General features: G+C 62.7%; 22 protein-coding genes and 3 pseudogenes. 17 read left to right on the top strand and 8 right to left on the bottom strand.

Annotated features, from left to right (window positions below):
• Positions 1 to 9: 9 nt before the first annotated feature.
• On the bottom strand, positions 10 to 771 hold the full coding sequence (locus BM118_RS02870) for a pirin family protein (protein WP_092181952.1): 762 nt from the start codon (positions 769 to 771) through the stop codon (positions 10 to 12).
• A gap of 46 nt (positions 772 to 817) precedes the next feature.
• Complete coding sequence (locus BM118_RS02865; RefSeq protein ID WP_092181949.1) at positions 818 to 1,411, bottom strand: isochorismatase family protein; 594 nt, start codon at positions 1,409 to 1,411, stop codon at positions 818 to 820.
• 112 nt (positions 1,412 to 1,523) lie between these two features.
• Here BM118_RS02865 and BM118_RS02860 point away from each other — a divergent pair, with 112 nt between their 5' ends.
• Positions 1,524 to 2,417, top strand: coding sequence for a LysR family transcriptional regulator (locus tag BM118_RS02860; RefSeq protein ID WP_092184222.1), 894 nt, complete (start codon positions 1,524 to 1,526; stop codon positions 2,415 to 2,417).
• Between the two features lie 121 nt (positions 2,418 to 2,538).
• Complete coding sequence (locus BM118_RS02855; protein ID WP_244550040.1) at positions 2,539 to 2,916, top strand: GNAT family N-acetyltransferase; 378 nt, start codon at positions 2,539 to 2,541, stop codon at positions 2,914 to 2,916.
• Positions 2,917 to 2,938: 22 nt separating this feature from the next.
• On the opposite strand, the gene BM118_RS39900 is transcribed toward BM118_RS02855, so the two are convergent.
• Together BM118_RS39900 and BM118_RS02850 are read right to left on the bottom strand one after the other, a co-directional pair.
• On the bottom strand, positions 2,939 to 3,193 hold the full coding sequence (locus BM118_RS39900; RefSeq protein ID WP_283806355.1) for a M24 family metallopeptidase: 255 nt from the start codon (positions 3,191 to 3,193) through the stop codon (positions 2,939 to 2,941).
• The gene (locus BM118_RS02850) at positions 3,174 to 3,413 is read right to left on the bottom strand and encodes a hypothetical protein (protein WP_092181946.1); all 240 of its coding nucleotides are present in this window, start codon (positions 3,411 to 3,413) and stop codon (positions 3,174 to 3,176) included. The genes BM118_RS39900 and BM118_RS02850 overlap by 20 nt, the downstream gene beginning before the upstream one ends.
• A gap of 192 nt (positions 3,414 to 3,605) precedes the next feature.
• On the opposite strand from BM118_RS02850, the gene BM118_RS02845 reads away from it, so the two are divergent.
• Both BM118_RS02845 and BM118_RS02840 read left to right on the top strand, forming a co-directional pair.
• Positions 3,606 to 4,268: a Spy/CpxP family protein refolding chaperone gene (locus BM118_RS02845; protein ID WP_092184218.1), complete on the top strand. Its 663-nt coding sequence runs from the start codon at positions 3,606 to 3,608 to the stop codon at positions 4,266 to 4,268.
• A gap of 112 nt (positions 4,269 to 4,380) precedes the next feature.
• Entirely contained in the window at positions 4,381 to 4,830 is a 450-nt protein-coding gene (locus BM118_RS02840; protein ID WP_143099405.1) for a c-type cytochrome, read from the top strand.
• 294 nt (positions 4,831 to 5,124) lie between these two features.
• On the opposite strand, the gene BM118_RS02835 is transcribed toward BM118_RS02840, so the two are convergent.
• A complete protein-coding gene (locus tag BM118_RS02835; RefSeq protein ID WP_092181943.1) occupies positions 5,125 to 6,489 on the bottom strand; it encodes an alpha,alpha-trehalose-phosphate synthase (UDP-forming) in 1,365 nt (454 codons plus the stop codon).
• A gap of 419 nt (positions 6,490 to 6,908) precedes the next feature.
• Here BM118_RS02835 and BM118_RS42145 point away from each other — a divergent pair, with 419 nt between their 5' ends.
• The gene (locus BM118_RS42145) at positions 6,909 to 7,226 is read left to right on the top strand and encodes a hypothetical protein (RefSeq protein ID WP_143099404.1); all 318 of its coding nucleotides are present in this window, start codon (positions 6,909 to 6,911) and stop codon (positions 7,224 to 7,226) included.
• A gap of 22 nt (positions 7,227 to 7,248) precedes the next feature.
• Here the strand turns inward: BM118_RS42145 and BM118_RS42140 are convergent.
• A pseudogene (locus BM118_RS42140) lies at positions 7,249 to 7,686 on the bottom strand (IS701 family transposase); the annotation flags it as partial.
• 90 nt (positions 7,687 to 7,776) lie between these two features.
• Here BM118_RS42140 and BM118_RS02825 point away from each other — a divergent pair.
• From BM118_RS02825 to groL, 3 genes and pseudogenes are all read left to right on the top strand, one after another.
• Positions 7,777 to 8,035: pseudogene (locus BM118_RS02825) on the top strand (hypothetical protein).
• Between the two features lie 339 nt (positions 8,036 to 8,374).
• Entirely contained in the window at positions 8,375 to 8,692 is a 318-nt protein-coding gene (locus BM118_RS02820; RefSeq protein WP_092181937.1) for a co-chaperone GroES, read from the top strand.
• A gap of 143 nt (positions 8,693 to 8,835) precedes the next feature.
• Positions 8,836 to 10,476: a chaperonin GroEL gene (groL, locus tag BM118_RS02815; protein ID WP_092181934.1), complete on the top strand. Its 1,641-nt coding sequence runs from the start codon at positions 8,836 to 8,838 to the stop codon at positions 10,474 to 10,476.
• 132 nt (positions 10,477 to 10,608) lie between these two features.
• Here the strand turns inward: groL and BM118_RS02810 are convergent.
• Positions 10,609 to 10,950, bottom strand: a pseudogene (locus BM118_RS02810) (ABC transporter permease); the annotation flags it as partial.
• Between the two features lie 295 nt (positions 10,951 to 11,245).
• Here BM118_RS02810 and BM118_RS02800 point away from each other — a divergent pair.
• Genes BM118_RS02800 through BM118_RS02775 form a run of 6 tightly spaced genes read left to right on the top strand, consistent with a single transcriptional unit; the run spans position 11,246 to position 17,035 of the window.
• Complete coding sequence (locus BM118_RS02800; protein WP_092181924.1) at positions 11,246 to 11,494, top strand: DUF2933 domain-containing protein; 249 nt, start codon at positions 11,246 to 11,248, stop codon at positions 11,492 to 11,494.
• Complete coding sequence (locus BM118_RS02795) at positions 11,494 to 12,171, top strand: methyltransferase family protein (protein ID WP_177233969.1); 678 nt, start codon at positions 11,494 to 11,496, stop codon at positions 12,169 to 12,171. Before BM118_RS02800 ends, BM118_RS02795 begins: the two co-directional genes overlap by 1 nt.
• Positions 12,172 to 12,186: 15 nt before the next feature.
• Complete coding sequence (locus tag BM118_RS02790) at positions 12,187 to 12,660, top strand: hypothetical protein (RefSeq protein WP_177233968.1); 474 nt, start codon at positions 12,187 to 12,189, stop codon at positions 12,658 to 12,660.
• A 58-nt stretch (positions 12,661 to 12,718) separates the two neighbouring features.
• On the top strand, positions 12,719 to 13,426 hold the full coding sequence (locus BM118_RS02785) for an ABC transporter ATP-binding protein (protein ID WP_092181915.1): 708 nt from the start codon (positions 12,719 to 12,721) through the stop codon (positions 13,424 to 13,426).
• Positions 13,427 to 13,430: 4 nt separating this feature from the next.
• Positions 13,431 to 15,794, top strand: a complete 2,364-nt coding sequence (locus BM118_RS02780; RefSeq protein ID WP_092181912.1) for an ABC transporter permease — start codon at positions 13,431 to 13,433, stop codon at positions 15,792 to 15,794.
• A gap of 2 nt (positions 15,795 to 15,796) precedes the next feature.
• Complete coding sequence (locus tag BM118_RS02775; protein ID WP_092181909.1) at positions 15,797 to 17,035, top strand: efflux RND transporter periplasmic adaptor subunit; 1,239 nt, start codon at positions 15,797 to 15,799, stop codon at positions 17,033 to 17,035.
• A gap of 63 nt (positions 17,036 to 17,098) precedes the next feature.
• Here BM118_RS02775 and BM118_RS02770 read toward each other — a convergent pair whose 3' ends face one another.
• The gene (locus BM118_RS02770; RefSeq protein ID WP_092181906.1) at positions 17,099 to 18,295 is read right to left on the bottom strand and encodes a M24 family metallopeptidase; all 1,197 of its coding nucleotides are present in this window, start codon (positions 18,293 to 18,295) and stop codon (positions 17,099 to 17,101) included.
• A gap of 455 nt (positions 18,296 to 18,750) precedes the next feature.
• Here BM118_RS02770 and BM118_RS02765 point away from each other — a divergent pair, with 455 nt between their 5' ends.
• The 3 genes from BM118_RS02765 to BM118_RS02755 are packed head-to-tail and all read left to right on the top strand — an operon-like array spanning position 18,751 to position 23,346.
• Positions 18,751 to 19,770, top strand: coding sequence for a TRAP transporter substrate-binding protein (locus BM118_RS02765; protein WP_092181903.1), 1,020 nt, complete (start codon positions 18,751 to 18,753; stop codon positions 19,768 to 19,770).
• 15 nt (positions 19,771 to 19,785) lie between these two features.
• Entirely contained in the window at positions 19,786 to 21,675 is a 1,890-nt protein-coding gene (locus tag BM118_RS02760; protein ID WP_092181900.1) for a TRAP transporter large permease, read from the top strand.
• A gap of 21 nt (positions 21,676 to 21,696) precedes the next feature.
• Entirely contained in the window at positions 21,697 to 23,346 is a 1,650-nt protein-coding gene (locus BM118_RS02755; protein WP_177233967.1) for an acyl-CoA synthetase, read from the top strand.
• The last annotated feature ends 212 nt before the right edge of the window (positions 23,347 to 23,558 follow it).

The following is a 23,558-nucleotide window of genomic DNA, read 5'->3' as shown; positions in this document are numbered from 1 at the left end:
CGGCCGCCCTCAACCGCTGATCGTTCCCTCACGCGAATATCTTGCGTTACGGTCGACGAGAAAGACGACAAGGTCGGTATCCTCACTCGCTTTCACCTTCGGCGAGGCGCCGCAGCTGGCGAACATCAGCGCGGTATGCTTCCCGGCCTTGTGCTCACCTGCGAGGACGCTGCCCCGAAACACGTAGAGCCAGCGATCGAATCCCCGCTTTGACGGAAGCTCGGTGCTTCGACCCGCGGGCAAATGTGTGTCGTAGAGATAGATGGCCTGCCGTACGAATGTCGGCGCGTCGGATCCGTCGGGCCCCGTCAGCAGCCGCCACTGATCGTTTCTTCCGGCTTCGTTCAACGCGACGAACTGAACGTTCGGCTCCAAATCCGCAGCTTCCGACCGAACGAAGATCTGGAGCATTTCGATCTGATCGTCGCCGAGGACCTTCTCTTCGTGGTGGAAGCCGCGGCCTGCGTTCATCACCATGAGCCGGTCGGATGAAATGACTTCGCTTCGGCCGGCGGAATCGGTGTGCTGCATCCGTCCGGTCCGCATGTAGCTGATGATCTCGTCGTTGCGGTGTTCGTGCATCCTGACGACGAGACCGGGTTGGAGCCGGGCGTGGTCGATGACCCCAAGCCCGCCGAAGCCCGCATCGTCTCGTTGGTTCAGAGAGATGCCTGGATGGATTCGGCGCAACTGGAATGGCCCGTGTGATCTGACCTGATGGGTCTCCGGCGACACGATGCCGATCCCCTTGATGGGCGCTGCGACAGACATGTTGTTACTCCTTGGCCCCGGCGGCTTAGCTCGATCTTGGGATCGATTACGACCGGATCGGCGGCAACACGTCGGTGAAGAGGAGCTGGATGAGCTTCTGCCCGTTCGGCGTACCCCAGTTCTGGGCCAGCTCGGCGATCATGGTGTTGGTCGCGGTCAGGACAACGCCAGCATCCTGCATGCGGCGACGCGACATATCCTCCGAGAGTTCGAACGGCGATCCCGAGGCGTCCATGACGGCCTGCACCCTGTAACCTTCGGCCACAGCGTCGATCGCCGGGAAGACGAGGCAGACGTCGGTCGTGACACCCGCCATGATCAGGTTCTTGCGACCCGTCGTTTCCACGGCGGCCTTGAAATTGGCGTCGGTCCAGGCGTTGACGATGCCTTCGCGCTTGACCCGCTTGTCAAAGGCGTCGGGAAGAATGTCCTTCAGTTCCGGCAGCAACGGACCCTGCAGGCGATCTTCCTGGCTCGACGTCAGGACGGTGGGGATGCCAAGAATGCTCGCGGTCTTGGCCAGCGCCAGCGACATGCGCCGGGCGCGCTCGACATCGATGTTCTTGATCAGTTGCATGGTGCCGATCTGGTGGTCGATCAGCAGAAGCGCGGAATCCTGGGGTGTGAAATAGCTGGGCATGACGTGGTCTCCCTCGGTCGAACGAGCAGTATCGCTCGCTGTTGAACCTACGAATGGAACGAACCTCGCGGCAGGCTTGAAAAATGCCCACCTCATGTTTCATAAATGGAACATGAGCGTCTTTTCCGATTTCGACGGCCTCGCGCTTTTCACCCGGATTGTCGAAGCGGGAGGGCTGGCGGCGGCCGAACGTGCGACGGGCATTCCCAAGGCCACCCTGTCACGGCGGCTGTCCGCCCTGGAGAAGACCCTTAACGTCCGACTGGTGCGACGGACGAAGCGGGGAGTCGCGCTGACCGAGGAGGGGCAGCGGCTCTTTGACCGCACCCGGCTCGCGCTCAACCTTGCCGAAGAGGCCGTCGCTGAGGTTCAGGATGAGCGGATTGCCCTATCAGGCACCGTTCGATTGTCGTTGCCGCCGGACATCGCGACGGCCGTTCTGGCACCAGCGTTGATCAGCTTCAAGCTCAGGCACCCCGATGTGATGATCGAGATGACCCTGGCCGATCGCAGGGTGTCCTTGATCGAGGAAGGATACGACTTGGTCGTACGAATGGGGCCGGTCGCCGACTCCGGGCTGATGTTCAAGAAGCTCGCCTCCCTGCCGCGCGTGCTAGTCGCGAGTCCGGGATTCCTTGCAGCACGGAGCGCGTTGACAGTGCCGCAGGACCTGAACGAGATCCCAGCGCTCGCGATCCGTCGCGACCTGGTGGAGTGGGATTTACGAAACCATGACGGCGCTGCTGTCACCGTGAATCCACCGATTGGCTACGCGGCAAACCGACAAACGATATTGGTCGACGCCGCGATCGCGGGTCTCGGTGTCGCGAACCTTCCCTTGTTCATGGTGGATGCGGCGCTGAATTCCGGGGCGCTTGTCCGCATCATGTCGGGATGGGAGCCGTCTCCCGTCGAGATGACTGCGCTGTGGCAGAAGGACAGGTTCAGCGGCCGTCTGACGAAGGCGATCGTGGCGGCGTTTGCTGAGGCTCTGAAGAGCGTGTGAGGTTGGAATAGCAGTGCGCCTACAACGACAGGGGTATGAGGTGGAAATCAGACAAGACGATCCGACGGCGCCATATGTTGCCGACTTGTTGGCACATCATCTGGAGGAGCTACGTAGCGTTATGGCCGAGCACGCATTCGCACTGGATGCGACCGGTCTTTCGGCTGCGACCGTGACTTTCTGGACGGCCTGGCAGGACGATGTGCTGGCTGGATTCGGCGCTCTGAAAGAATTGGATGGCACGCATGGCGAAGTGAAGTCGATGCGCGCCGCGCCGGCTGCACGGGGCACCGGAGTAGGGCGAAACATTCTGCGTCACATCATCACTGAAGCCCGCAAACGAGGCTATGCGCGCGTGAGCTTGGAAACCGGTACGGCAGCGTTGCACGCTCCTGCCATTTCGCTCTACCGCAGTGCCGGATTCGTGCCCTGTGAGCCGTTCGCCGACTATCGCGCGAGCCCGCACAACCAGTTCATGAGCCTCGACCTGTCGAATTGAGCTGCCTCGCTTCGAGCGTCCCTTATTGAACGGCTGCCAAAGACGCCAACGCGCTGCCGCCGAGATTCCACCCGCGGCCGCCCTCGCCAAAGATCTCGTATCCAGTCACCGCGACCGTGTCCTCGAGCTTGATGAAGCCGCGCTTGGGATGCTTCATCGTGGTCTCGATCGACACCACCATGCCGGGCTCGAGCGGCAGCCGCGCGTGCCCGTTCGCGACGGTGTTGCCGCCGCCGTGAATGGACGCGAAACGTCGATTACTTCTTGTCGCCCATATGGTGCGGCGACGAAGCGGGGCCGCCAGTGTAGTGGTGACCTCCGGACGCGCCGTCCTTGGAGGAGCCGACCGTTTCCTTCTTGCCCATGTGATGAGGGACTTCGGTCTTCGGGCCGCCGCTATAGTGATGACCGTTCTTTTCCTTGTCGGTGGTCTGCGCCATCGCGGGCACGGCAAGTGCGGCGGCGGCTACGACGGCAATAAGTGTTCTAGTGATCATGTCCGTTCTGCCGGTGAATGATGGCACATCAAAACAAAAACGGCGGAGCTCATACTTGATACACCTCAAGGTCGAAATCGGTCGTGGCGATCGTCGAGCCCGACCTACATCGTCCACATTGACGTGCCTCAATTGGTCGGAGACGAAAACGAGTCATCCTGAGTGCTTGCAATCCACAATCAGGAGCTTGTCATGCGCGCTTTGACCTTTGCCGCCGCGCTACTCGCCACGACGCTCGGGCATGCCGCCTGGGCCCAATCAGCCGCGGAGCACCAGGGGCACCACCCCGACCAGAAGGAGGCGCAGGAGCAGCCCAAGCCCAAGGCGGTCCCGCCGGGTCCGGCCGGCTCTCAGAGCATGAACGGCGGCGGAATGATGGGCGGGAGGATGCCCATGATGGACATGGCGAAGATGATGGAGATGATGCGGCAGTCCGGGGACGGAATGGGCATCGATACCATCGATCACATCGAGGGCCGGATCGCGTTCCTCCGCACCGAGCTTAAGATCACCGACGCGCAGCAGCCCGCCTGGAACACGTTCGCCGATGCCTTGCGGACGAACGCCAAGACGTTGGGAGAGATGCGCGGTTCGATGATGTCGCAGCAAGGCGCCGGCGCTCCGGGCCTAGTCGAAAAGCTCGCGTTCCAGGAGAAGTGGCTCGCGGCGCGGCTCGAAGGCACCCGCGCGATGAAGTCGGCGCTGACGAACATGGTCGCGATGTTTTCCGAAGAGCAGAAGAAGACCGCGGACGAGTTGCTCGCGCCGCAGATGGGCATGATGCCGATGATGTCGGCGATGCGGGGCGGAGGCATGATGGGCATGGGAATGCAGCCCGGCAAGCCGATGCAGTGAGGCCCTGCGGGCCTGGCGCCGTTGATCTGCGTCAACAATGATGGCAGCCGCGCCGCTAAGCTGCTGACAGCTACAGGATCGTGCTGATGTCGGTGGAGGATCATTCCGGGACATGATGGCCAATTGCCTGAAATGGTTGATGATTGCCGGCCTTACTGCTGGGTTTGGTGGTGCGGCTCAGGCTGAAAACCTCGACATCGGTAAGTCAGAATTTCAGTCTTCATGCGCGAGCTGTCATGGCGCGGATGGAAAGGGGAAAGGGCCTGTCAGCGAGCAGCTCAAGGTGCCGCCTTCCGATTTGACGATGTTGGCCAAGAACAACGGCGGCGTCTTTCCTACGAACGCTGTGTATGAAACCATCTATGGATCGAAAACAATTCCCGCTCACGGCACTCGTGAAATGCCTATTTGGGGGGAACGATTCAACCCTATTGTCAACTTGCCTCACTATGTTGATCCGTCTTATTGGAAGATGGCCGGGCCGGAGCAAAGCCCAGAAGTTGTCGTGCGAAAACGCATCCTCGCTGTTATCGATTATCTGAATCATATTCAGCAAGAGTAGCAACCGACGAGCATCAGTTACCTGCCCCCCGGTCGGGGGCCTCGTTGATTGAGGCGAGGCCGCGGCCGGCCGCCGTGACGCGAAAACAGAGAATGCTGCAGGCGACTTGCCTTTGGTCTATCTGGTTCGGCGGGACGATCAAGCGAATGCAAGTAGTCCCGTCACCCGTGGATCATTTCCGCCCCGGAGATGATTTCGAAGGAACACCTTATCGGAGGACTGGGGCAACCTGGTTGACGAAAGAGACTATCGCGACCTGCTGCACTGATGCCACGTTCCAAACGGCATCCCCATTTAGCGGCCAAGTGCCTCGAGGAAATTCTCGCGCCATGCCGTAATGCTATTGCGACGCAGCACCGCCATCATGTCTCGCCAACGCTCGCGGCGCTCCTCAAGTGGCATCGCCAGCGCATTCTGCAATGCTTCGGCGACGGCGTCGGGGTCATACGGGTTGGCGAAGACGGCAGCGTCGAGTTCGTAGGCCGCGCCTGCAAAGGGCGAGAGAACGAGCACGCCGGGGTCATCGGGGTTTTGTGCAGCGACGTACTCCTTGGCAACCAGGTTCATTCCGTCGCGCAACGGAGTGACAAGAGCGACGTGGCTGAGCCGAAAGAAGCCAGCGAGCGAGCGCTGGGAAAAGCTCCTGTTCAAATACTGGATCGGTGCCCAATCGAGTTCCGCGAAGCGACCGGCCACGTCGCCTGCCAGTGCACCGAGCCTCTGCCGTAGTGCACGGTATTCAGGGACGTCGCTGCGCGTTGCGGTGGCGATCTGCAGCAAGCGGACGTGGTTGCGGTATGCGGGATAGCCCTCGAGAAAGCCGGCGAACGCTTTGAACCGGTGCTCGAGGCCCTTACTGTAATCCAGCCGGTCCACCCCAATGATGAGCTGGCGCCCCCGCAGGCTCTCATGCAGCCGGCGTGCCGTTCGAGACGTCACAGCGCGACTGGCCATTTGGGCAATGGCTTCAGTATCGATCCCGATCGGGAAGGCGCCGGCACGAAGAACGCGATCGAAAGCCTGAATCTGGCCATCGGACGAAACCTTACCTCCTGCGCGGCGAACGATGGCGTCATGGAAGGCGATCAGATCCTCCACCGTTTGGAAGCCGACGAGATCGTAAGCGCACAGTGATTTCAGCAGGTCGCCATAGCGGGGAAGGGTTGCCAGCACCCCCAAAGACGGAAACGGCGTATGCAAGAAGAACCCGATCCGTTGTGTGGCCCCGGCGCGGCGAAGTTCCTCGGCCATCGGGATCAGATGATAGTCATGGACCCAGACGAGGTCACTCGGCCTGAGCAGGGGCGCGAGCGCGTCGGCGAGCAGGGCGTTCACCCGTCGATAGGCGGCCAAGTCCCGGCGGCTAAAGTTCACGAGGTCAAGACGATAGTGGAATAAGGGCCACAGTGCCGCGTTGGAGAAGCCGCTGTAGTAGCCGTCATGGTCTGCGCGGGTAAGATCGACGGTAGCGTAGGTCACTCCCTCGGTCTCAAAAACGTTCGGCTCTGGTGTTGTTTCTCCAAGCTTGCCACTCCACCCGAACCATAAGCCTCCAGCCTGATGCAGAGCGTCGACGAGGCCGGTCACAAGCCCGCCGCTGCGCTGCGCAGCTTTTCCCGGCAAGGCGACACGGTTGGAGACGATGACCAAGCGGCTCAAGCGGGTCCTCTCCGCGCTGTCAGGGCTGCGTCAAGCCGAGCCGCCAAAAGATCTCGGCGAACACGGCAACGCAAATGATCGGCCGGTGACACATCCGCCGGCGAGCACATTCACCTCGCTCCCCACGCGAAGATCCCCAAGTCCTTCCACCGAACCGATAGTTCCGTCATCAGGCAATCTCGCGCTTGAGGTCGGCGCGACGCGTGGATATCGAGCGGCAAGATCAAGGCGTTACCTGTAAAACATATAGATATTCTCGCAGTAAATACAGGATACTCTGCCGATCAGCTGAGCTGTTGGGCGCCGTCTAGAACCGATCTTCGCAGCCGCGGCATTCTCGGTACTGGAAGGATTGGCGCTGCGGATCGACCCGCGACCGACCGAATGGCGCTTACCTGCGATATGTGCGATTATATAACATGGTCAAAGAGAAAGACCGAAGGACAGCGCCGGAAGAAGAAATGGCAACCGCTCTCGACCGTTGGGACGAGGAAGGCGGAGCGCAGGAGCTGGCGTGGCCTTTACCCTATAAAGCGAGCGATTTGCGGGACGTGGAGCGCAGAGTCCTGGAATGTCTGGGTGCCGCCCTTGTCAGCGAATGGAATGATCTGCCTACTGACGTCCAACGCAGGCTCTTCGAGCACGCGGCCTCGGGAAAATCGCACGACGCCATCGTATTGAAGACGCGGATCGCCCGTTTCCTGCATGATCATAAAGGCTCCTCGCGTGTGCGCTGACACGACCTTGGCAGATTGTCCACGCCGTTGCTTTTCGCTGACCCGTCTTCTGCAGTATAGGTATCGCGGATCTGATGCCCGAACAATGAGCGCGACGATGGCGGGACGAACGGCCGGCAGGCTGGACTGAGGTGGTGGCCCGTCGATTCATTTTTGCGCCCCGTTTTGGCAATGCGGCAAGAAGGCGTAGCAATCATCGTCATAAGAGCGTGACGATAAAGACTGTGTCAGGATCATCCCTCGAAGTGATCGAGACCGAATTCCTCTTTTAGCTGTTGATGCGCTTGCTCACAGATCAATCGCTCCTTGACGGTTGCTGCCGACCGCCGCAGGCCTCTCGGCTCGTAGATTTGCGAGATAACATTTCTGCTTCCCAATGCCCGCCGATCGCCAACGCATTTTTCCACTTAGCATCAGCAAGCATCTCGTCGGCCGGCATCAACAACTAATCCGGGATGTGTATTGCCTTGTATTAATCTCGGCACAAAGAGCACGGTAAGCGGATCGCTTATAGCGCCGATGCGAAGCTGTTTCTGAAGGATAGCCGATCATGACCATGCGCTCGCGACGCGAAACGGTCACCTTCAAGCATCAAGGGCATCGACCGCCTTCTGCCTCCGGGTGCCTACGAGGTCGTCACCGATGAGGAGATGATCGAAGGATTGTCATTCGCGTCGTTTCGCCGGGTTGCCACTATGATCATGGTGCCGGCGGCGCCGCCGCGCACCTCAACGATGGAGATGATTTCCATCAGCCCGGTTGATTTGGCTGACGCGCAGCGCATTGATGCCGACGCGCCTCACGAGTGACGAGCCACTCGATCTCGACAAGCACCGCTGAATGGCTGCACAAGAAGCGACCGATGTTCGGCCTATTCTTGCGCACGTACAACGCAAAAGCCTTGCGCGCTGGGTGGCTTTCTTAAATGTGATGACCCTGCGTCCAACGACTTTCGCTCCACACAGCTGGTCTTGACCGGATCCTTAGCCGCCGCTGCCTTGGCAGGATTTCGTGACGTTCTGAGCAGAATATCATTTCGGGACGGTCTTGTTCCTCCTCCTGCGGTCGCTTATGTGCTGTTTAGCACTCGTTGGCCACGACTGCTATTTCGTCTAAAGCAAACAACAACCAGCAAATAGGAGGGCAGCATGAAATTCCGTCCGCTTCACGACCGCGTTGTGGTCAAGCGTATTGAAGCCGAAGAGAAGACCACTGGCGGAATCATCATTCCGGACAGCGCCAAGGAAAAACCCTCGCAGGGTGAAATCACGGCGGTCGGTCCTGGTGGCCGTGACGAAGCCGGCAAGCTGATTCCCATCGATCTCAAGGTTGGCGACCGCGTGCTGTTCGGCAAGTGGTCAGGCACCGAGGTCAAGCTTGATGGTCAGGAACTTCTGATCATGAAGGAAAGCGACATTATGGGCGTTCTCGTCGAGCTGCCCGCCGCCAAGAAGAAGGTCGCGTAAGCGCCAGTCAGTTTTCTTTATCCTGAGCAGTCGGCGCAGCCGGCATCTTGAAGGATGAGGCCTGTAAGTTCAAATCTCGTCACTTAAGAGCCAGCCCAGTCGCGCGGTCCTTGGGATCTGACCAGTCGAAAACGGAGATCATTATGTCGGCCAAAGAAGTCAAATTCGGCGTCGATGCCCGCGACAGGATGTTGCGCGGTGTCGAAATTCTCAACAATGCGGTCAGGGTCACGCTCGGTCCCAAGGGCCGGAACGTCGTGCTCGAGAAGTCGTTCGGCGCTCCCCGCATCACCAAGGACGGCGTCACTGTCGCCAAGGAGATCGAGCTTGAAGACAAGTTCGAGAACATGGGCGCGCAGATGGTGCGAGAAGTTGCCTCCAAGTCGGCAGATGCGGCTGGCGACGGCACCACCACCGCGACCGTGCTCGCGGCTGCGATCGTCCGTGAAGGCGCTAAGGCGGTTGCCGCCGGCATGAACCCGATGGATCTCAAGCGCGGTATCGACCTCGCGGTGGAAGCCGTGGTCGCCGACCTCGTGAAGAACTCCAAGAAGGTCACCTCGAACGAGGAAATCGCCCAGGTCGGCACCATCTCGGCTAACGGCGACGCGGAAATCGGTAAGTTCCTCTCCGACGCCATGAAGAAGGTCGGTAACGAGGGCGTTATCACGGTTGAGGAAGCCAAGTCGCTCGAGACTGAACTCGAGGTCGTCGAAGGCATGCAGTTCGACCGCGGCTACATCTCGCCGTACTTCGTCACAAACGCCGACAAAATGCGCGTCGAAATGGAAGACGCCTACATCCTCATCAACGAAAAGAAGCTATCTCAGTTGAATGAACTGCTTCCGCTGCTGGAAGCCGTCGTCCAGAGTGGCAAGCCGCTGGTGATTATCGCGGAAGACGTCGAAGGCGAAGCGCTCGCGACCCTGGTCGTGAACCGTCTGCGTGGCGGTCTGAAGGTCGCGGCCGTCAAAGCTCCCGGCTTCGGCGATCGTCGCAAGGCCATGCTGCAAGACATTGCGATCCTGACCGGCGGCCAGGCGATCTCGGAAGATCTCGGCATCAAGCTGGAGAACGTTACGCTCGCCATGCTCGGCCGCGCCAAGAAGGTGATGATCGACAAGGAGAACACCACCATCGTCAGCGGCGCCGGCAAGAAGGCCGACATCGAGGCGCGCGTCAACCAGATCAAGGCGCAGATCGAGGAAACCACCTCGGACTACGACCGTGAGAAGCTGCAAGAGCGTCTCGCCAAGCTCGCAGGCGGCGTCGCGGTGATCCGCGTCGGCGGCGCGACCGAGGTCGAGGTGAAGGAGCGCAAGGATCGCGTTGATGACGCGATGCATGCGACCCGCGCGGCCGTCGAGGAAGGCATCCTGCCGGGCGGCGGCGTCGCCCTGCTGCGTGCTTCCGAGCATCTCAAGGGGCTGCGCACCAAGAACGATGACCAGAAGACCGGCGTCGAGATCGTGCGGAAGGCGCTATCCTATCCGGCGCGCCAGATCGCAATCAACGCTGGCGAGGACGGCTCCGTCATCGTCGGCAAGATCCTGGAGAAGGATCAGTATGGCTACGGCTTTGACTCCCAGTCCGGCGAGTACGGCAACCTGGTCAGCAAGGGCATCATCGACCCGACCAAAGTCGTTCGTGTGGCGATTCAGAATGCGGCTTCTGTTGCGGCGCTGCTGATCACTACCGAAGCCATGGTGGCCGAATTGCCAAAGAAGAACGCCGGCGGTAGCGGCATGCCTCAAGGTGGCGGTATGGGTGGCATGGATTTTTAGTCCAACTCGTTCAGTGCTCAACAATAGCGAAGGCCCGGCAGAAATGCCGGGCTTTTTTGCAGGAATCAGTTCAAGCGGGCGCTCCTGCTTTCAAGTTAGCGTCAACGCCGAGCCGCCCGGTCAACGTCTCGCTTACTCGTAGCGCAGCGCTTCGATGGGATCGAGCCGAGCGGCCTTTCGCGCGGGGTAGTAGCCGAAGAATATGCCGACGGCTGCCGAGAACAGGAACCCGCCGGCAATCGCGGCCCGGGATATCGGCGCCGGCCAGCCTGTGAGGGCGGAGATGCCGACGGACAACGCCGCGCCGATGACAAATCCCAGGATGCCGCCGCTGACGCTGATGAAGATCACCTCGGCAAGAAATTGCAGCAGGACGTGCAATCTTTGGGCGCCAATCGCCATCCGTAGTCCGATCTCCTGCGTTCGCTCCGTCACCGAGACGAGCAGGATATTCATGATGCCGATGACACCCATGCCGCCGTGGCCGAAGTCATAACCGCGCCGCTGAAGCCACCGAGCAGGAAGATGATGAGGATGTCACGAGGATAAGTCCGATCGACATTGTCCGACTCCTTTGGTGCGACCTCGTGGACATGGGTCTCTTGGCAGTCCGAGTTCGCGCCCAACATGGGCATGATGCCGATAATGCAGAGCCGTATGGGCTCCATGCGGATGCTAGGCAAGTGAGGACTTCGCCGGATCCTTGATGTGCATCAACAATGATGGCAAACGCCCCGCTAAACTTTCGGAAGATATAGGAACACGCGCAATGTCGGTGCAGGATCATTCCGGGTATCGAGAGCGCCCTCGAGAGGGCATGTCCACCAAGGCCGGTTTGGTCCTTGTAGGATTCCTGATTATCGCCGGCGCGCTCTTGTTCACAGAGCATAGGGCGCACGTGCTCGGATTGCTGATCTGGCTTCCGCTTCTCGCCTGTCCCCTGATGCACTTCTTCATGCATGGCGGACACGGCCACCATCACGGCGGTGGCCGACCGAACGATCCAAGGAGCGTGTGATGCACGACACCGGGCCCGCCTACGGTCTCTGGAGCCTCGTCATCGTCAATTCGGCGGTCTTCATCCTGTTCGCCTACAGCTTCTTCAAGCCGCAGACCGCCCGCGACTGGCGCTCGTTCGGCGCCTTCAGCGCGTTTCTGGTGGCGCTGTTCGTGGAGATGTACGGCTTTCCGCTCACCATCTACTTCCTTTCGGGCTGGCTGCAGTCGCGCTACCCGAACGTCGATTGGTTCTCCCATGACGCCGGGCACCTGCTCGAGATGATGTTCGGCTGGAAGACCAATCCGCACGCCGGACCGTTCCACATCCTGAGCTTCATCTTCATCGGCGCGGGCTTCGTCCTGATCTCGGCCGCCTGGAGGATGCTGTACGACGCGCAGCAGACCCGGAGCCTCGCGACCACCGGGCCCTACAGCTACGTCCGGCACCCGCAGTATGTCGGTTTCGTCCTGGTGATGTTCGGCTTCCTGCTGCAGTGGCCGACGATCCTCACGCTGGCGATGTTCCCCGTGCTGACGATCATGTACGTGAAGCTCGCGCGCGACGAGGAGCGGGACGCCAGGTCGGAGTTCGGCGAGGCCTATGCGAAGTACGCTGCGGAAGTCCCGGGCTTCATACCGCGGTTGAGCCGAATCCTAGGGCAGGGCTCGACCGGCAGCACCTATCGTCACGGTTGATACGGGGCGCCGACGATGCGCGACATACCGTATCGCTGGCGTCTATCCTCGATGCTGCTGTCGGCCTCCGGCATCCTGCTGATCGGGGTCGGCATCTACTTTCTTGTCCTTCGGCCGCCGTTGTTGCCGGAGGACATCCGCTACATGAGCCTTACCCCGGCGGAGTTGCAGTCGATCGGGCCTCGGCTGACATCATGGCTCACCCAGGTGTTTCGCGTCATGGGCGGCTACGTGGCGGCTACCGGAGTGCTCGCGCTCACCCTGGCCTCGACGTCCTTCCGCGACCGTCACGTTGTGGCGGCGGCCGGTGCCGGGGTGGCCGGCGCGCTCTCGATCGGGTTAATGGCCGCCGTCAACTTCATGATCCATTCCGATTTCAAATGGGTCCTGCTCGGCATGGCGCTCGTCTGGGCGGCGAGCGTCGCAATGTTCGTCCGTGAATCCGCGACTTCTGCGAGGGCGGCGGTCGAGCCAGGCGCGAGACCCTGACCTACGTCAATACCGGAACGGCGGATCCGGCCGACAATCACGTCCCGAAAGGGCAGCCATGCGCGAAGCCGTGTTCACAGCGGAGGGAGTGACGAAGACCTACGTCTCGGGCGAGGTGATGGTGCATGCCCTCAACGACGTCGACCTCGAAATCGCCGAGAAGGAAGTGGTCGTGCTGCTCGGCCCCTCCGGCAGCGGCAAGACCACGCTGCTCAACATCATGGGCGGTCTCGACCGACCGACCAGCGGCAGGCTGTTCTTCCGCGATATCGACCTGACCGATCTCGAAGACCGCGAGCTCACAAAGTATCGCCGCGACCACGTCGGTTTCGTCTTCCAGTTCTACAATCTTGTGCCGAGCCTCACCGCCTACGAAAACGTGGCGTTAGTGACCGAGGTGGCCAGGAATCCGATGCGGCCGGCAGACGCCCTCGCGCTCGTCGGGCTCGATGAGCGGATGCATCACTTTCCGGCGCAGCTATCCGGCGGCGAGCAGCAGCGCGTGGCCATCGCCCGTGCGATCGCCAAACGCCCGGCGGTGCTGCTCTGCGACGAGCCGACCGGGGCGCTGGATTCGAAGACCGGCATTCGAGTGATCGAAGCGCTGCTCGGGGTCAACCGGCAGCTCGGTACCACGACGGTCATCATCACGCACAACGCCAGCATCCAGCAGGTCGCCGACCGCGTGCTGTTCTTCGCGGACGGCCGGATCTCCCGCATCCAGAAGAACGAGACCCGGCGGGAAGCCGCCGAACTCACCTGGTGACGACATGACGGCGCTCGACATCAAGCTGTTTCGGGACGTCAGGCGGCTCTGGGCCCAGGTGCTCGCCGTCGCGCTGGTCGTCGGCGGGGGCGTCGCGACCCTGGTGCTCGCGGTCGGATCGCATCGCTCGCTCGAAGAGACGCGGGTCGCGTATTACGAACGTTACGGCTTCGGCGACGTGTTCGCCCAGGCGAAGCGGGCGCCCAAAGCGCTCGCCGACAGGATAGGCGAGATCCCCGGCGTTGCCGCCGTCGACGTGCGCATCGCCAAGCTGGCGCTGCTGGACATCCCCGGATTCTCCGAGCCCGCCAGCGGGCAGTTCGTTTCGTTGCCCGACAACGGCGAGGCGCATCTCAATCGGCTCTACATGCGCTCCGGGCGGCTTCCGGAATCAGGAAAGACCGAGGAGGTCGTCGTCAACGAGCCGTTCGCGCGTGTTCACGGCTTCTCGGAGGGGGCGCGGTTCTCGGCCATCCTGAACGGCAAGAAGCGCGAACTCGTCATCGTCGGCACGGCCCTGTCCCCCGAGTTCGTCTATACGGTCGGTCCGGGAGACCTGATGCCGGACGACCGCCGCTTCGCGATCGTCTGGATGTCGGAAAAGGCGCTCGCCGGCGTCTACGATCTCGACGGCGCCTTCTCGGCGGTGTCGGTCAAGCTGCAGCCCGGCGCCTCCGAGCGCGAGGTGATCTCGCGGCTCGACGTCTTGCTCGATCCCTATGGCGGGCAGGCGGCCCACGGCCGGAAGGACCAGACCTCGCACGCGTGGCTCGATCATGAACTCGACATGCTCAACAACATGAGCCGCACGCTGCCGCCGATCTTCCTTCTGGTCTCCGCGTTCCTGGTCAATCTCACCCTCAGCCGGCTGGTAGCACTCGAGCGTGAGCAGATCGGTCTTCTTAAGGCGATAGGCTACGCCGACAGCAGCATCGTTCTGCACTATTTCAAGTTCGTCGCCCTCATTGTCGCGACGGGGATCGTTTTGGGCAGCGTCACCGGGACTTGGCTCGGATTGCGGATCACCGCGCTGTTCGGGGACTTCTTTCACTTCCCATTCCTGGTTTTCGCGAAGGCGCCTGACCTGTACCTCATCGCCGGCGCGCTCAGCGCGGCCGCTGCCGCCATCGGTGCGCTGCGGGCGCTGCGGGAAGTGGTGAAGCTTCCGCCGGCCGTCGCCATGCAACCGCCGGCCCCTCCGGTCTACAGGCGGCTGCTCCCGGCGAGCATCCAATTGGACCAGGTCGTGTCGCAGCCGACGCTGATGATGGTCCGCAACATCGCTCGGCACCCGGTCCGGGCAGCGTTCACGGCGCTTGGGATGGCGCTGGCCACCGCGATCCTGGTCGTCTCGCTGTTTACCCGGGACACGATGGAGCAACTGATCGACGTGACCTACTTCCTCGCCGACCGTCAGGACGCGACCATCGGTTTCGCGGAGAAGCGGATCGAGAACGTCGTGGAGCAGGTGAACCGGCTGCCGGGCGTTCTCGCCGCCGAGCCGTTCCGCGAGGTGCCCGTCCGGATCCGCCATGGCAACGTCGAGCGCCGGATCACGATCAGCGGCCGGCCGGCCGATGCCGACCTGAGGCGCATCATCGACGTCGACCTCCTGCCGGTCGCGCTTCCGGAGACCGGCCTCGCGATTTCCGGCATGCTCGGTCACATCCTCGGGGTAGGGGCCGGCGACACCGTCGATCTCGATTTGCTGGAGGGGGCCCGTCGCACGGTGACGATGCCGATCGTGGCGACCGTCGAGGACTTTTTCGGCATCAGGGGAATGATGGACATCGAGGCGCTCCGTAAGCTGATGCGCGAGGCGCCTGTGGTGAACAGCGTCAACCTCAGCCTCGACGAGAATCGCAAGGAGGATTTCTACGCCGCAGTGAAGTCCATGCCGACGGTCGGCGGCGTGGCGCTGCAGCGTGTCTCTCTGGCGAACTTCCGCAAGACCGTCGCACTGCTCGTCACCACGATGGCGAGCATCTACACGGGCCTTGCTGCCGTGATCGCGTTCGGAGTGGTCTACAACAACGCCCGGATCTCCCTGTCCGAACGGGCGCGTGAACTGGCGAGTCTGCGCGTGCTGGGCTTCACGCGCGGTGAGGTTCTGCGCATCCTGCTGCTAGAGCTCGCCATCCTGACGCTGATCGCACAGCCGCCCGGGTGGGCTATGGGTTACGGGCTCGCCTGGGTCATGAAGACGAACCTAGCCGGCGAGTTGATGCGTGTCCGTCTCGTCGTCGAGCATTCGACCTACGTCCTCGCCACCTCCGTGGTGGTGCTGGCCGCCCTCGCTTCCGCGGTCGTCATCCGTGAGCGCATCGATAAACTGGACCTCGTCGCGGTCCTCAAGACGCGAGACTAGCCATGTCGGCAAACTGGACCAAACGTATCATCGGAGCTGCGGCCCTGGCCGGGATCGCGGGCGGACTGGCGTGGTTTGCCTGGCCCCGCCCGGTTCTGGTCGATCTTGCGACCGTCGCGAAAGGCCCCATCGAAGTCACGGCGGACGACGACGGCAAGACGCGCGTCCGCCACGTCTACACCGTCTCGGCGCCGATCGCAGGCAAGGTCCTGAGGATTTCGCATCCGCTCGGCGAGCAGGGGCCTTCGCTTCATGTCGGCGACGAAGTCGTCGCCAACCAGACGGTCATCGCCCTGATGCAGCCGACGCTGCCGGGATTCATCGACGTGCGCTCGCGCGACCAGCTTCAGGCCGAGGTCTTGGCTGCGGATGCCGCCATCCAGCAGCAGGAGGCCGAGGTGCAGCGGATCGAAGCTGCCTTGGGCTTTGCCAAGACCGAATTCCAGCGGGCCCAAACACTCGCGCGGACGCAGACCATCTCCGCGCAGGCCTTCGACAAGGCCAAGTTCGACGTGGCCACCAACGAGGCCGCCCTGGCGAGCGCCAAGGCCCAGGTCGACATGCGTCGCGCGGTGCGGACCAGCCTGGCCGCCCGGCTGATGGACCCGGCCAATGCTGCCCCGTCGGCGGAGCCGACCTGCTGTGTCCGGGTGCTCGCGCCTGCAAGCGGAAGAGTGCTGAAGATCATCCAGGACAGCGAGGCAACGGTCCTGCCTGGGACACCGCTGGTCGACATCGGCAACCCTCTCGATCTGGAGGTCGTAGCTGACCTGCTCTCGACCGATGCCGTCCAGATCAAGGTGGGTGCGCCCGTCCGGATCGACGGCTGGGGCGGGCAGCCCGTCAGGGGCAAGGTTGTCCGGGTGGACCCCGCCGGCTTCCTGAAGGTCTCGGCGCTCGGCATCGAGGAGCAGCGGGTCCGGGTGACCATCGATTTCAGCGACCCGCCCGAGACGTGGGCTTCGCTTGGACACGACTATCGCGTCGTCGTCCACGTTACCACCTGGAGCGCTCCGGACGCCCTGACCATGCCGGTGAGCGCTCTGTTCCGGAAAGGTGACCAGTGGGCTGGTTTTGCCGACGAGAACGGCCGCGCTCGGAGCACTTCGGTACAGATAGGCCACCGGAATAACCGGCTGGCTGAGGTGCTCTCCGGACTGGCGGCAGGCGATCGGGTAGTCCTGCATCCCAGCGACCGAATTGCCGAGGGGACCAGGATCGCGCAGCGGGAAGCGCGGTGACCGTTACACGCAAGACCCGCTCGTCGCAGCCGATCCGCACCGCAAGGACAATGCGAGACAGCGTTAGCGCGCGCTCCCGCCCAAATTCCACCCGCGGCCGCCCTCGCCAAAGATCTCGTATCCCGTCGCCGTCACCGCGACCGTGTCCTCGAGCTTGATGAAGCCGCGCCTGGGATGCTTCATCGTGGTCTCGATCGACACCACCATGCCTGGCTCGAGCGGCAGCCGCGCGTCCGTGTCGTCATAGGGAACCGGACCCTTGGCGGTCAGGCGAGGGGCCTCGTGACTGACGAGGCCCATGCCGTGGGCCAGGAAATCCGTGCAGTCGCGCTGGGTGATCTGGGCGAGCTGCCGCTCGGCCGCGACATAGATGTCGCCGCCCATGGCGCCCGGACGGACTGCGGCGAAGGCGGCGCGCTGCACCGCCTCGATCTCGGCCAGACAATCCTTCAGCTCTGCATCCGGATCGCCCAGCACGGCCATGCGGGCGAGGTCGCCGATATAGCCATGATAATTGCCGCCGGAGTCGAGCGACAGCACCTCGCCGAGCTCCCAGCGCTGCGCCGACGGCGCCCGGTTGTGGCTGTTGCCGCAGGCCAGCAGGCAGTATTCGAAGGTGAGCCCGCGGTTGACCTCGGCGACGCGCAGGCCGTCCGACAATTGCTGCTTGGTCGTGCCGGGACCGTGCCCGGCGATCACCTCCAGCATCGAGGCAATCACCAATTCAGATGCCGTCTTCAGCTTGGCCAGTTCGTCGGCGGACTTGACCGCGCGCAGACGCTCCAGCACCAGCAGCGCGTCCTTGAGCTCGGTACCGGGCAGGGCGTCGGCAAGCGCCCGGCCCGCATCCATCGGCAGGAACGCCATCTCGACCCCGACCCGCTTCATCGGCACGCCGGCGTCCTTCAAGGCCGCGACGGCCCGCGTGATCGCGTCCACCGAGCCGCTGGACTCGGTCCGGACCTGCGGCACCCATGGCGGCGCCACGGCGCGCTGATGGGTCTCCAGCCGGTGGCCGACATAGACGGACTTTTCCGGCGCGCCCTTGGGATAGACCAGGACCGGCAGATAGCGGCTGACGCCCATGGCATCCATGTAGTCGAAGAAGATCGCGCGCTCGGCCCCGAGCAGGTACTGCACATTGTGCTTGGAGGTCGCGACCAGGACGTCGAGGCCGGCCGCTTCCATCAGGCGGTCGAGCTTGGCGGCATCGAATGGAATGGCGCGCGAGCGGGCTCCGCGGGCGACGTTCTCCTGCATGACGAACCTCCCAATGGCTGGCACGGCTTCAATGCCGCGTCTGTTGTCTGGGCTTGCGTGACAACAATTCTGGGCCGGGAGCGGGGTTCTCGGTAGTCTTTGATTTGTCCGGGCTGACCTGCACACCCATATCCACGATTCGCATAAGGTATATTATGGAATATATTTATATACAATCAGATCAGTTATTTAGACGGAATTCCTGCCATCCCGGCTTCGCTCCAGCGCGATTTTCGGCCCGGCCCTCAAACGTTGTCCCAGCTCTTGACGGTTACTGTGCATGGGGTTGTTTTCGCGTTTTTGAATCCGGCTCGATGTGCCGAAAGCCGATATTGCCGTGACGTTGTCCGGCTGCAATAAGCGAGGCTTCGCGAGATCGCAGATGACCTTCCGACGTGACCTCCGTATAGGTCTGCATCTCAGAACAACAACAAACCTTCCGAGGAAGCAGACCCATGAGCTTTTCCCGACGCACGCTTCTCAAGGCCTCCGCCGCGACCGCGGTCCTGGGCGGCCTCAGTGCGCCCCATGTGGCCCGCGCCCAGAGCGCCGAGTTCAGCTACAAATACGCCAACAACCTGCCGGACACCCATCCGCTGAACGTGCGCGCCAAGGAGATGGCTGCGGCGATCAAGAGCGAGACGAACGGCAAGTTCGACCTCCAGATCTTCCCGAACAACCAGCTTGGCTCCGACACCGACATGCTGAGCCAGATTCGCTCGGGCGGCGTCGAGTTCTTCACGCTGTCGGGCCTGATCCTGTCGACCCTGGTGCCGGCCGCGTCCATCAACGGCATCGGCTTTGCGTTCCCGGACTACGACACGGTCTGGAAGGCCATGGACGGCGATCTCGGCGCCCATGTCCGCGGCGAGATCAAGAAGGCCGGCCTCGAGGTCATGGACAAGATCTGGGACAACGGCTTCCGCCAAACCACGTCCTCGTCCAAGCCGATCACCGGTCCCGACGACCTCAAGGGCTTCAAGATCCGCGTGCCGGTGTCGCCGCTGTGGACCTCGATGTTCAAGGCGTTCGATGCAGCGCCCGCCTCGATCAATTTCAGCGAGGTCTATTCCGCGCTCCAGACCAAGATCGTCGAGGGCCAGGAGAACCCGCTGGCGATCATCTCGACCGCAAAGCTCTACGAGGTGCAGAAATACTGCTCGCTGACCAACCACATGTGGGACGGCTTCTGGTTCCTGGCCAATCGCCGCGCCTGGAGCGCGCTGCCGGAGGATGTGCGCACCATCGTCGCCAAGAACATCAATGCCGCCGCGGTCAAGGAGCGCGAGGATACCGCCAAGCTCAATGCCAACCTCCAGCAGGAGCTCGCGGCCAAGGGCCTGACCTTCAACCAGCCCACGGTCGGCCCGTTCCGCGACAAGCTGCGGACCGCCGGCTTCTATGCCGAGTGGAAGGGCAAATATGGCGATCAGGCCTGGGACCTCCTGGAGAAGGCCGTCGGCAAGCTCTCGTAACGCGTTGGGGCCGTCATGGCTCATATCGAGGTTGAGGTGACCGAAGTGGCGGGCGAGGTGGCTGTTCAGCCCCCTCGCCGATCCTCACTGCTGGCTTCGCTCGAACGCGTCCTCGGCCTCGCCGTCGAAATACCCGCGGCGGCCCTGGTGGTCGCCGAGATCGTGATCCTGTTTGCCGGCGTGGTCGCGCGCTACGGACTGCACCGGCCGCTGATCTGGTCGGACGAGCTCGCCTCGATCCTGTTCCTGTGGCTGGCCATGCTGGGCGCGGCGGTCGCATTCCGCCGCTCCGAGCACATGCGCATGACCGCGGTCGTCGCGAGTGCCAAGCCCGCGATGCGGGCCTATCTCGATCTGGTCGCGACCGCTGCGGCATTGGCATTTCTGGCGCTGATCGTCTGGCCGTCCTGCGACTACGCCTATGAGGAAAGCTTCATCACCACGCCAGCGCTCCAGATCCCGAACATCTGGCGTGCCGCGGCGCTGCCGGCGGGCATCTGCCTGATGGCGGCGTTCGCGCTGCTGCGGCTGCTGCGCGCCGCCGATTACCGCATGGTGCTGACGGCCGTGATCTCCGTTGCCGTCGTCGTCGGTCTGTTCTGGCTGGCGCAGCCTTATCTGAGGCCGCTCGGCAATCTCAACCTGGTGATCTTCTTCGTCGGCGTCGCCGGCTTCTGCGTCTTTGCCGGCGTTCCCATTGCGTTCGGCTTTGGCCTCGCGATCTTCGGCTATCTGGCGCTGACCACGCGCACGCCGGTCATGGTGCTGATCGGGCGGATGGACGAGGGCATGAGCCATCTCATCCTGCTCTCGGTGCCGCTGTTCGTGTTTTTGGGGTTATTGATTGAAATGACCGGCATGGCGCGGGCCATGGTGGCGTTCCTGGCGAGCCTGCTGGGACATGTCCGCGGCGGCCTGCATTATGTGCTGGTCGGCGCCATGTACCTAGTCTCCGGCATTTCCGGCGCCAAGGCGGCCGACATGGCCGCGGTTGCGCCCGTGCTGTTTCCGGAGATGAAACAGCGCGGCGCCCGCCCCGGCGATCTCGTCGCGCTGCTTGCGGCCACGGGGGCCCAGACCGAGACCATTCCGCCGAGCCTCGTGCTGATCACGATCGGCTCGGTCACCGGCGTCTCGATCGCAGCGCTGTTCACTGGCGGCCTGCTGCCCGGCGTCGTGCTCGCGATTACGCTCTGCATGCTGGTGTGGTGGCGCTACCGCCATGAGGACATGAGCCATGTCCGCCGCGCCACGGGCAGCGAGATCGGCAAGACCTTCGTCGTCGCCCTGCCCGCGCTCGCTCTGCCCTTCGTGATCCGGTACGCCGTGGTCGAGGGCATCGCCACTGCCACCGAAGTCTCTACCATCGGCATCGTCTATGGCGCCCTGGTCGGCCTCCTGGTTTATCGCCGCTTCGACTGGCGGCGGCTGTTTCCGATGCTGGTCGAGACCGCGGCGCTGTCGGGCGCCATCCTCCTGATCATCGGCACCGCCACCGGCATGGCCTGGGGCCTGACCCAATCCGGCTTCTCGCGCTCGCTGGCGGCGGCCATGACGGGATTGCCGGGCGGCTCGGCGACCTTCATCGCCGTGTCCATCCTGGCCTTCACTATCCTCGGCAGCGTGCTGGAGGGCATTCCGGCGATCGTGCTGTTCGGGCCGCTGCTGTTTCCGATTGCCCGCGCCGTCGGCGTGCACGAGGTGCACTATGCGATGGTGATCATTCTGGCCATGGGTATCGGGCTATTCGCCCCGCCCTTCGGCGTCGGCTATTATGCCGCCTGCGCCATCGGACGCGTCGACCCGGCCGAAGGCATCAGGCCGATATGGGGCTATCTGCTGGCGCTGCTGGTGGGATTGATCATCGTCGCGATCTTCCCGTGGATCTCGATCGGATTTCTTTGAAGCGCTTTGAGGAGGATGTCGATGAGCGAGCGGCAGAACCCGTACAATATCGGCCTCGACAAGACGCCCGCCAACTACGTGCCGCTGAGCCCGCTGAGCTTCCTCGCGCGCAGCGCCGCGGTCTATCCCGATCACGTCAGCACGGTGTATGAAGGCCGCAGCTTCACCTGGGCGCAGACCTATGAGCGCTGCCGGCGCTTTGCGTCTTACCTCGCGGGCAAGGGCATCGGCGTCGGCGACACCGTCGCGGCAATGCTGCCGAACATCCCGGCGATGAACGAGGTGCACTTCGCGGTGCCGATGACCGGCGCCGTGCTCAACGCGCTCAACATCCGCCTCGATGCACCTTCGATCGCGTTTCAGCTCGATCATGGCGGGGCCAAGATCATCCTGGTCGATCCCGAGTTTTCGGGCGTCATCACCGATGCGCTGGCGCAGATGAGCGGACCGAAGCCGTTCGTGATCGACGTCGACGATGCCGCCTTCACGGGCGGCAAGCGCATCGGCGAGATCGAATATGAGGCCGCCGTCGCGCAGGGCGATCCCGGCTTCGCCGCGATCCCGCCGAAGGACGAATGGGATGCGATCGCGCTGAGCTACACCTCGGGCACGACCGGCAATCCCAAGGGCGTCGTCACCCATCATCGCGGCGCTTATCTCAACGCCGTCAGCAACATCCTTGCCGGCAATCTCGGCCAGCATCCGGTCTATCTCTGGACGCTGCCGATGTTCCATTGCAACGGCTGGTGCTTCCCCTGGACCATTGCTGCGGCCGCCGGCATCAATGTCTGCCTGCGCAAGGTCGAGCCGACCAGGATCTTCGAACTGATCAAGCAGCACGGCGTCACCCACATGTGCGGCGCGCCGATCGTCTACAACACGCTGATCAATGCGCCCGACGCGCCGAAGGGCAATGCCGCCCGCCGCGTCGTCGGCCTGATCGCAGGCGCGGCGCCACCCGTTGCGGTGCTCGAAGGCGCAGAAAACATCGGCATCAAGCTGACGCATGTCTACGGCCTGACCGAGGTCTACGGCCCAGCCTCCGTCTGCGCCGAGCAGCCCGGCTGGGACGAGCTTCCGCCGGCCGAACGCGCACGCATGAAGCGCCGGCAGGGCGTGCCCTACCCGCTCGAGGAAGGCGTCACCGTCATCAATCCGCAGACCATGCAGGAGGTGCCGCGTGACGGCGAGACCATCGGCGAGGTCATGTTCCGCGGCAACATCGTGATGAAGGGCTACCTCAAGAACGAGAAGGCCACGAAAGAAGCCTTCGAGGGCGGCTGGTTTCACACCGGCGATCTCGGCGTGCTCGACGAGCACGGCTATGTCATCATCAAGGACCGCTCCAAGGACATCATCATCTCCGGCGGCGAGAACATCTCGTCGGTCGAAGTCGAGGACATCCTCTACAAGCACCCGGCCGTGCTGTTCGCCGCCGTCGTCGCCAAGCCCGATCCGAAATGGGGCGAGGTGCCTTGCGCCTTCGTCGAGCTGAAGGACGGCGCCAGTGCGACCGAAGCCGAGGTCATCGCCTTCTGCCGCAGTCACATGTCGGGCTTCAAGACGCCGAAGGCGATCGTGTTCGGGCCGATCCCGAAGACGTCCACGGGCAAGATCCAGAAATTCCTGCTGCGCAACGAGGTCGGCTCGGCAAAGGCAATCTCGGCCTGAGCCGACGCCGATATCCCGCAATCACGTAAAGACGCGGATTGACGTTGTGTCTCTGCGGTCATCGCGATTCGCCCTGAAACCGATCATGCATGTTCGACGACATCGGGACATGACAGGAAAAGATTGGAAAACATTAGAGACACATTTACGATTCTGCCTCGTCGGATTCGCTGCTTCCACCTGATTCGCCGCGCGGGCTGCGCGGCCGGCGT

Source organism: Bradyrhizobium sp. cf659, from assembly GCF_900113725.1.
In the GTDB taxonomy this organism is placed as follows: Bacteria; Pseudomonadota; Alphaproteobacteria; order Rhizobiales; family Xanthobacteraceae; genus Bradyrhizobium.
The sequence above is the reverse complement of the archived record's forward strand: the minus strand, read 5'-3'. Positions and strand labels throughout refer to the sequence as shown.